The sequence below is a fragment of the Pseudoalteromonas sp. MMG024 genome (genome assembly GCF_021654175.1).
GTDB lineage: Bacteria > Pseudomonadota > Gammaproteobacteria > Enterobacterales > Alteromonadaceae > Pseudoalteromonas.
Genome location: NZ_JAKFZO010000043.1, coordinates 1 through 8,798 on the forward strand (window position 1 = coordinate 1; position 8,798 = coordinate 8,798).

An 8,798-nucleotide genomic window follows, 5' to 3' on the forward strand; every position below is an offset into this window, starting at 1 on the left:
AAGTGCGCTTTTCCCTTTTTTGGAGTGTCCACTAATTATGTTCAAACCGTTAGTTAACGTTAATTCCCTTTGTTCACCTTTAGCACTAAATATTATAATTTTTTTTATGTAACTATTCATACCTTGAACACTCCTAGCTTATAAAAGCAATCCTTAGATTTTTCCTTGGAAAAAATCACACCCAAGTAATATGCTGCCTTATAAAATTTCTTAGTTTGTTGGCTTTTTTCTTTATTAAAGTCGTATTTGTTTGAATTTTTTAGACACCTTCCAAAAGAATGGCCAGCATTAGCGTAGACAATTAGTGAAGGATTTACATATTTAGAATAGGACTCAACATAATGTTGTAACGCTGTAATATTTAGCCTTTTTTCTCTATGGTCTAAAAATGCAGAATAAATAGTACTATTTTTATTTAGCTTAGAAAGACATTCCCTTGATTCTTGTCTCAGAACCAAGGGCAATAACATATAGGTGAGTTCAAATGGAGTTTCTTTTCCATAACCTTCTACGAAGTGACATATTAATTTTGACAACCAAAATGGGCTTAAAGAAAGCTTTTCTATTTCGCTAATCCTCAACGTCTACTTCCTTAATTTTCCAATAAAAATCCGATTTATCAGTGTGTGTATGAATAATTCCTTTTTGGATATTGGAAGGAACATTTTGTCCAGTCTTTACTTCCAATGAAGCCTTGTTGTATAAGAGTTTCGATTTTCTTATTAATTTTTTTGCATCAATATCTTCAATTTCAAGACAGATAATTTCTTTCATATTGCTTAACTGAATACCTGCCTCATTTACTTGTTTACTAAACTCTTCCAACACGTGAGGGTTTCTTTCAGCCATTACCAACAGCACATTTTGCGTGTAGGTATAATTTTCCGCTGCTTCACTAACTTTTTCAGGGTAAGGAATATCGGCGATTTTTTTGATAAAATCTTTTTCATAAGTATCCGTGTCTATTTCCGTATCAATTTTAATATCAGGAAAGTCCAACACTTCATTATTTACCGACTTTCTAGCTTGTTCCCTCAAAAACTCTCTAAATTCGTTTACTTCTATATCCCATTCAGTAGGCGAATAAACTCCTTTTTCAACTATGAAACCAATTAGAGAACGAATTAATGCAGGTTTTTTGTTGTCTTTTGCAAAAAGGAAAGCAGGATGATCTAAAAGGTTTGAATACAAGTCTTCCGCATTTTCAAACGAATGCTTAATAACTAACTTTTCCAGTACAGCTAATAAATCCTTTTTTGTGTATGAATCATTAAACCCAAAGATTCCGTTCAAATATGGCTTAATTGTCTTATATTCATGCTTTGAATTGTTGATGGCTTCAAGAATTCCGCTAATAACCGTAAATTTTTCTTCTGGTTCAGACTGGTTCCAATTTTTAAATGACGAATCGTCTTTCACAATTGCGCTGGTTAGCAAAATAAATTTTGAGTGTGAAGATAGTAGTTCTCTATTGTTAACCCAATTAGAAAGTGACTTCCAAAAGTCAATATGAGCATCGTTCAGAGTATACGCTGGATCTGCATGGTGCTTAATCTCATAGTTATAATCTTCCGTGGTGAGATCACCAAATTGCTCAATATTTACAATTGCTCCATCAGCAGATTCTATGCAAATTTTAAGGGCAATTAGATACTGGTATAAATTCCCCAATTGACTAAGGCTTGCTGTATTTTTGGGATTATTACCTATCATCTTCTAAGACGCATCCAATATAACTCCATTTATGCCAATAACTTACCATTATATTTAAAGTTAATCTACTTCCACTTTGCAACCAGCAAAAGTAAGCGAGAACTTGTGCAGTAAATAGCGAGGCATTTACGTTAGCACACTTTGGGGCAAAAATGAGTTGGCTAAGTTAAGTGTCCGCTTTGTAGGTTTCAGTCAATTCTAACAAACGACAGTAACTCGCTCTGAGCTGCCTTAGAGCGACTAATCATGTTATGGACCTGAATTAATAATTCATCCATGAAGCTTGGTTCCTTCGGTCATCCATGACCTCACTTCTTCAAGCTGCGAAGCATAGATGATTCTAGGCTTCCTGCCTTTCACCCTTCGGGCCAGCTCCGCTGTTCAAAAATATTCCATATATTTTTGTCGGTCTTTCGTCACCCCTTTAATCAAACCTGAAACTATCACTTAAATGAATAATACGAGACAGGAAGCGTAGCAAGTCGAGTAAGCCATGCTAAGGCATGGATGCCGATTCATGGCGTTTATGTTCACATTTAAGAGATAGATGAAGAACTGTTTGATTTTGGGGCACGTTTTTTGGTTCGTTTTTGTCGTGTAACAAAAATGAACAAGAGCGCATCATGGATGATGCGAGATAAAAACCAGGGATGAGTGCTGCTTTGTATAAGACACCAAAAGCTCATTACCAGTTAACCCCCCGCCACAAAAAAAGCCGCTGATGCGGCTTTTCTCTCTTTGGCTGTAATTAGCAATTACGCCATTAAGTTTTGTAACTTTTTCATTGCTGATTTTTCTAGCTGGCGAACACGCTCTGCTGATACTTGGTATTTAGCAGCGAGGTCTTGCAGTGTTTCTTTCTCTTCTGCTAACCAGCGTGCGCGGATAATATCTTGTGAGCGGTCATCTAACGTATTTAACGCAGAGAATAAACGTTGGTTAGAGTTATCTTGCCACTGCTCTTCTTCAACCGTTTCGGCTAAGTCTGACGATTGGTCTGTTAAGTACTGAACAGGTGAAAACTGCGACTGTGTTGCGCCGTCGTCTTCGTCAGCGTTTAGGTCAAAGCCCATATCTTGGCTGCTCATACGTGATTCCATTTCACGTACGTCTTTTTCAGATACACCTAATTCGTTAGCAACCGTTTGTACTTCTTCGTGATTAAACCAGCCTAAACGCTTTTTGTTTTTACGGAGGTTAAAGAACAACTTACGCTGCGCTTTGGTCGTTGCTACTTTTACTATGCGCCAGTTTTTAAGCACATATTCATGAATTTCTGCTTTAATCCAGTGAACAGCAAACGATACTAAGCGTACACCTACAGTTGGGTCAAAACGTTTTACAGCCTTCATTAGGCCAACGTTACCTTCCTGGATAAGATCTGCCTGCGGTAAACCATAACCCGAGTAACTTTTCGCGATATGCGCTACAAATCTAAGGTGTGACATGATTAACGCACGTGCTGCATTAAGGTCGCCACTGTCCTGTAGCTTCTCTGCCAATGCCTTTTCCTCATCCGCACTTAGCATAGGAATAGTGCTTACAGCTTGTAGATAGCTTTCAATGCTACCTGCGTTTTGCGGCATACTAAGTGTTAGGGCATTCATCTCTTTTGTCATATTTCACCTCAGGTGGAGTAACAAACTTTCTCAATTTTAGCACTCTCTTAACTAGAGTGCTAATCTGAATTTACAGGTTTTGAGCAGGAATTCAAGTTAAAGTTCCGTGAAACTTGTAAGAAAAAACTAATGACCTGAAATATCGACAATTTTAAATGTAGTTTTATTGTAAAACGCAATATTGAAATTACACCTCGTTTGGCTCAATGGCGTCGATATAGCGCTTAACTGATAAGAACGACCCAAATAAACCTAAACACACAGCAAGCCCTAGCAGTACAAGAAATTCACTAAAATTGAGTCCCTGTAAGTTAAAGTTAGCGTTATACACGCCCACAACTTGCGTAACGGCATTATCAAGCCAAAGCAACATCATCAATACCGCTAGAAAAGCAATAAAACCACCGACAATGCCATACCAAATGCCCGTCCATAAAAACGGGGCTTGAATAAAATGGTTGGTTGCGCCAACGAGCTTCATTAGCTGTATTTCTTGTTTCTTATCCATAATAGATAAGCGAATGGTATTACCTACAATCAACACAACTGAAGTTAATAGCAAAAATGCAATTGTAAGCACGCTTTCACGTAATAAGCTAAGTAGTGCATTAAGTCTTTCTAACCACTCGATATCGAGTTTACCAAAATCAACATCTCGCTCTCGTTCAAGTTTATCGAGTAATTCACGTGCCGCTTCTGGTTTGGTAAATTGGCTATTCGGTGTGACTAAAACAACACTGGGTAGTGGATTTTCGTCGAGGTAATTAAGTGCTTCACCAAAGCCCGACGCCACTTTAAATTCTTCTAATGCATCTTGCTTTGAAATAAAACGCACATCTTTTACTTCGTTATAAAGAGACAGGCGTTTAATCAGTGCGCTTGATTCTTTGTCAGAGATATCTTGTTTTAAAAACAGTGAAATTTCAGCCGCATTATCAAAACCGCTACTTACCTTTTGCACATTCTTAACTACCACGTACAAGGTTGTAGGCAAGGTTAAACTAAGCCCTAGCACTGCAATGGTCATCAGTGATGCCACTGGCGTTCGCCACAATTCACCTAAGCTGTGTACGCCTTGACGAATGGTATTCATAAAGGCAAAGTACAACCCCATAAAATAAGAGTGTTGAACCTGTTCACCCTGACTTTTACGGCCTTTAAACAATAAACTCATTATGCACCTCCCATAAGTGGATCGGTGACTAAATTGCCTGCCTTTAAGGTTAAGCTGCGGTACTTCATACGCGCTATTAAGCCTAAATCGTGGGTAGCAATAAGCACAGTCGTGCCATGTTGATTGAATTCTTCAAACAGTTTTAAAATTTCAACTGACAACTCAGGATCTAAATTACCGGTAGGTTCGTCGGCAAGTAAAATAGGCGGTGAATTAACAATTGCCCGCGCAATACCAACGCGTTGTTGTTCACCACCCGATAGGGTTTCTGGTGCACAGCGTGCTTTATTTAACAGCCCTACCTTATCGAGGGCTGCATGCACTCGTTTTTCGATATCACGGCGATGACTGCCAGCAATAACCAGTGGCAACGCCACATTATCGAATACCGAGTAACGGTCAAGCAATCGGTGGTTTTGAAAAATAACGCCAATATCGCGCCTAACATAAGGAACTTGCTTTGCCGTTACTTTATTTAGCAGCACACCATTTATATATACCTCACCAGCAGATGGGCGCTCCATCAAGCTGATCAGTTTAAGCAAGGTGCTTTTCCCTGCCCCACTGTGGCCAGTCAAGAAAGCGAGTTCACCGGGTTGTAAGTGAAAACTTACTTTCTCAATTGCTTTATGGCCACCTGGGTATGTTTTACTTACCTGTTGAAATTTTATCATTATTATAATTATGTCGTTGAATTATTCTTCGCTAAACAGAGCCTCAATAAAGTCTGTGCTATTAAAGGTACGTAAATCATCAATACCTTCACCCACACCTATATAGCGAATTGGAATATTAAATTGGTCAGCCACCGCAAAAATAACACCACCTTTTGCTGTACCATCTAATTTCGTTATGCTGATCCCTGTCAGGCCTACAGCTTGATCAAATAGTTTTACTTGGCTAATTGCGTTTTGACCAGTACCTGCATCGATAGTTAGCATCACTTCATGTGGCGCATTCACATCAAGCTTTTTCATCACACGTGCAATTTTTTCTAGCTCTTGCATTAAGTGATCTTTGTTTTGTAAACGACCCGCAGTATCGGCAATTAATACATCCACGTTACGAGCCTTCGCTGCTTGCAATGCATCAAACACAACAGATGCACTATCAGCGCCGGTGTGCTGCGCAATAACAGGAATATCGTTACGTTCGCCCCACACTTGTAACTGCTCTACCGCAGCTGCACGGAATGTGTCGCCCGCAGCTAACATAACCGATTTACCTTCAGCTTGGAATTGCTTAGCTAACTTACCAATGGTTGTTGTTTTACCTACGCCGTTTACACCGACCATTAAGATAACAAATGGGCCATCGCTGTTTTCAATCACAAGCGGTTTGTCTGCACTTGCTAACATTGACGACATTTCTTCTTTTAATAGGCCGTATAGTGCATCACCATCTTTTAGCTGCTTGCGATCAGCCGCATCGGTTAGACTATCGATTAACTTTAAGGTTGTATCAACACCGACATCAGCTGTCAGTAATTGAGTTTCAAGTTCTTCAAATAGCTCATCATCGATTTTTTTACCGCTAAAAATACTGGCAAAACCTGTACCGATGTTTTGCTTTGTTTTAAGTAAGCCTCTTTTCAAGCGACCAAAGAAGCCAAGTTTAGGTTCCTTACTTTTTTCAGCTTGCTGTTTAGCTTGCTCTTCTGCTTCTAAACGAGCTGCTTCCTCTGCTTGGCGTTTTTCTTCCGCTTCAGCAGCTATTCGTGCGGCCTCTTCCTCAGCTTGGCGTTTTTCTTCCGCCTCAGCAGCTATTCGTGCAGCTTCTTCTGCTTGGCGTTTTTCTTCTGCTTCAGCAGCTAAACGTGCCGCCTCTTCTGCTTGGCGTTTTTCTTCAGCCTCAGCGGCTAATCGCGCTGCTTGCTCAGCTTGGCGCTTTGCATCCGCCTCAGCAGCTATTCGTGCCGCTTGCTCAGCTTGGCGTTTTTCTTCAGCCTCAGCCTCTAAACGTGCCGCCTCTTCGGCTTTGCGCTTTTCTTCTGCCTCAGCAGCTATTCGTGCCGCTTGCTCGGCTTGGCGTTTCTCTTCCGCCCCAGCGGCTAAACGTGCCGCTTCGTCAGCTTGGCGCTTTTCTTCAGCCTCAGCTGCTAAACGCGCCGCTAGTTCCGCTTGGCGTTTTTCTTCCGCCTCAGCAGCTATTCGTGCTGCTTGCTCAGCTTGGCGTTTTTCTTCCGCTTCAGCTGCTAAACGCGCCGCTAGTTCCGCTTGGCGTTTTTCTTCCGCCTCAGCGGCTAAACGTGCCGCTTCGTCAGCTTGACGCTTTTCTTCAGCCTCAGCTGCTAAACGTGCCGCTAGTTCCGCTTGGCGTTTTTCTTCCGCCTCAGCTGCTAAACGAGCGGCCTCTTCTGCTTGGCGTTTTTCTTCCGCTTCCTCTACTTGACGCTTTTCTTCCGCCTCCGCAGCTATTCGTGCTGCTTGCTCAGCTTGGCGCTTTTCTTCCGCCTCAGCTGCTAAACGTGCTGCTTGCTCAGCTTGGCGTTTTTCTTCCGCCTCAGCTTCTAAACGTGCTGCTTGCTCAGCTTGGCGTTTTTCTTCAGCCTCAGCTTCTAAACGTGCCTTTTCTTCCGCTTCTAATCGCGCTTGTTCTTCTGCCGCTAGGCGTGCTTCTTCTTGCTGCTGTTGCTCGTCTTTTTTGCCGAAACCAAGCCAAGATAAAAATTTATTTTTTGCCATTTAAGTTAAATACCAATCACAAAATTCTGATAAACTACAATTCCCAATATGGTATCACTTTCACCGGTGAATGAAAAAAATCATATTGGTTTTTTAGTCTAATTCTGTAAGTAAATTTGTAATGCGATCACACAAGCAAAAAAACAAGCCAACAAACAATTCTGGCCAAATTAGAATTATTGGCGGCAAGTTCCGTTCGAGAAAGTTAAAAGTGCATGATGTTGAAGGCTTGAGACCTACAACAGACAGAGTGAAGGAAACCGTATTTAACTGGTTGATGCCATACACCAGCAATGCCAATGTGTTAGATTGTTTTGCAGGTTCAGGTGGTTTAGGGTTCGAAGCACTGTCTCGCTACGCCGAAAAAGTAACGTTTATTGAACTGGATACAACAGCACATCGACAGATCGCTGAAAACATCAATGTACTTAAAGCAGAAAATACCACATTAAAACATGGGAACAGTCTAGAGGTTTTGCCCAAACTAGCTGATAAATTCGACTTAGTATTTATTGATCCCCCCTTTCGCAAAAATTTAGCAGAACAAACCTGCCACTTATTAGCTGACAATAATTTGCTAAATAACGATGCGGTTGTGTATTTGGAAGTCGAAAAAGAATTAGTAAACTTGAATTTCCCAGACGGCTGGCAAATTTTAAAGGAAAAGAATTTTGGTCAGGTTACGAGCTACTTGTTAGCGACCAAGTAGCCCATAAAAGCGTTAAATTTCAATACCGATATTGCTTTGACCATCAGCAATTGCTAATTGTTTTAACGCTTTCACTGCATCTTTATCGATACGTTCAAACGACTCAACTTTATCAATCAGCTCTGCTAGCACTTCCATTTCGTATGCCATTAAAGGGTGAGCACGAAGCGCTGCGTTATCGGCTATTTCACCTTCAGATGTTAATTGGTATTCGATAAACTTCGCCACACTTGCTTGTGATATTTTGCACACATCAACAAAGTTAGCTTCTTCTTTTTGCTGCATACCATTAATTAAGGTAATTAACGCAGTACACGTATCAATTGCAGGGTATACGCCAAACATATCAAAGTCGTTGAGATCAGGCGTATTTTGTTCAACCTTTTCGTTTAATTTTTCTAAGCTAATTTTAGCTTTTGGCAATAATAATTTTTCCCACAATGAGTTAAGAGCATTACGCAACTCTGTGCCATTACCAAACTCTAACGCTTCACTAAATAACAAATAATTAGGCAGCATTCGTTCAATCATTGCCGCTGCTAATGATGCCTGCTGTACATAGTTAAGTTCGCGAATGCGCTGAAAGTTATTAGGTTTTTTCATTATTGTTCAGTCTAAAATTTAATTAGGCGAATTGTAGCAAGATTCGGCCTAAAACACATAAAAAAAGGCGTGCCAATTAGCATAGCGCCACTCGCTTAAGAGCGAGTGGCGCTTTTTCTTTTATACCTCGCAGGATATTTTTGCGTTTTAGCGAGTACGGAACGCGGGTATGATTTACGCTGTCTTTTATCTGGTAACAATAAACGTTTACCGTTCTCTCTCAATTCTTTTAGTTTCTTTGGTATTGTTCCTGGGCTGCGCCAGAGCACCATAAAAACTCATCCTGTATAAGCTGC

General features: G+C 40.6%; 8 protein-coding genes. 1 reads left to right on the plus strand and 7 read right to left on the minus strand.

The genetic code is table 11. From position 1 onward, the window contains the following. Window positions 1–116: 116 nt before the first annotated feature. From L1068_RS21695 to ftsY, 6 genes are all read right to left on the minus strand, one after another. Window positions 117–581, minus strand: a complete 465-nt coding sequence (locus L1068_RS21695; protein ID WP_237131945.1) for a three component ABC system middle component — start codon at window positions 579–581, stop codon at window positions 117–119. Next, a complete protein-coding gene (locus tag L1068_RS21700; protein ID WP_237131946.1) occupies window positions 571–1,713 on the minus strand; it encodes a hypothetical protein in 1,143 nt (380 codons plus the stop codon). Before L1068_RS21700 ends, L1068_RS21695 begins: the two co-directional genes overlap by 11 nt. Window positions 1,714–2,468: 755 nt before the next feature. Next, the gene (rpoH, locus tag L1068_RS21705) at window positions 2,469–3,332 is read right to left on the minus strand and encodes an RNA polymerase sigma factor RpoH (RefSeq protein WP_010560833.1); all 864 of its coding nucleotides are present in this window, start codon (window positions 3,330–3,332) and stop codon (window positions 2,469–2,471) included. A gap of 187 nt (window positions 3,333–3,519) precedes the next feature. Beyond that, window positions 3,520–4,506 carry a permease-like cell division protein FtsX gene (ftsX, locus tag L1068_RS21710; protein ID WP_010560834.1) on the minus strand — a complete coding sequence of 329 codons (987 nt, stop codon included), beginning with the start codon at window positions 4,504–4,506 and terminating at the stop codon, window positions 3,520–3,522. Next, window positions 4,506–5,180: a cell division ATP-binding protein FtsE gene (gene ftsE, locus L1068_RS21715; RefSeq protein ID WP_010560835.1), complete on the minus strand. Its 675-nt coding sequence runs from the start codon at window positions 5,178–5,180 to the stop codon at window positions 4,506–4,508. The genes ftsX and ftsE overlap by 1 nt, the downstream gene beginning before the upstream one ends. Window positions 5,181–5,201: 21 nt before the next feature. Continuing rightward, window positions 5,202–7,190 (minus strand): signal recognition particle-docking protein FtsY, encoded by a 1,989-nt coding sequence (gene ftsY / locus L1068_RS21720; RefSeq protein WP_237131947.1) that lies wholly within the window; start codon window positions 7,188–7,190, stop codon window positions 5,202–5,204. Between the two features lie 121 nt (window positions 7,191–7,311). Here ftsY and rsmD point away from each other — a divergent pair, with 121 nt between their 5' ends. After that, window positions 7,312–7,899, plus strand: coding sequence for a 16S rRNA (guanine(966)-N(2))-methyltransferase RsmD (gene rsmD, locus L1068_RS21725; protein ID WP_237131948.1), 588 nt, complete (start codon window positions 7,312–7,314; stop codon window positions 7,897–7,899). Window positions 7,900–7,911: 12 nt separating this feature from the next. Here rsmD and L1068_RS21730 read toward each other — a convergent pair whose 3' ends face one another. Further along, window positions 7,912–8,502, minus strand: a complete 591-nt coding sequence (locus tag L1068_RS21730; RefSeq protein WP_010560838.1) for a YjaG family protein — start codon at window positions 8,500–8,502, stop codon at window positions 7,912–7,914. Window positions 8,503–8,798 lie beyond the last annotated feature (296 nt).

What these genes read in the sequence shown, in the direction of transcription:
- rsmD (WP_237131948.1), top strand. Translation starts at nt 7,312, where the DNA reads ATGCGATCACACAAGCAAAAAAACAAGCCAACAAACAATTCTGGCCAA.
- ftsE (WP_010560835.1), bottom strand. Translation starts at nt 5,180, where the DNA reads ATGATAAAATTTCAACAGGTAAGTAAAACATACCCAGGTGGCCATAAA.
- ftsX (WP_010560834.1), bottom strand. Translation starts at nt 4,506, where the DNA reads ATGAGTTTATTGTTTAAAGGCCGTAAAAGTCAGGGTGAACAGGTTCAA.
- L1068_RS21700 (WP_237131946.1), bottom strand. Translation starts at nt 1,713, where the DNA reads ATGATAGGTAATAATCCCAAAAATACAGCAAGCCTTAGTCAATTGGGG.
- ftsY (WP_237131947.1), bottom strand. Translation starts at nt 7,190, where the DNA reads ATGGCAAAAAATAAATTTTTATCTTGGCTTGGTTTCGGCAAAAAAGAC.
- L1068_RS21730 (WP_010560838.1), bottom strand. Translation starts at nt 8,502, where the DNA reads ATGAAAAAACCTAATAACTTTCAGCGCATTCGCGAACTTAACTATGTA.
- rpoH (WP_010560833.1), bottom strand. Translation starts at nt 3,332, where the DNA reads ATGACAAAAGAGATGAATGCCCTAACACTTAGTATGCCGCAAAACGCA.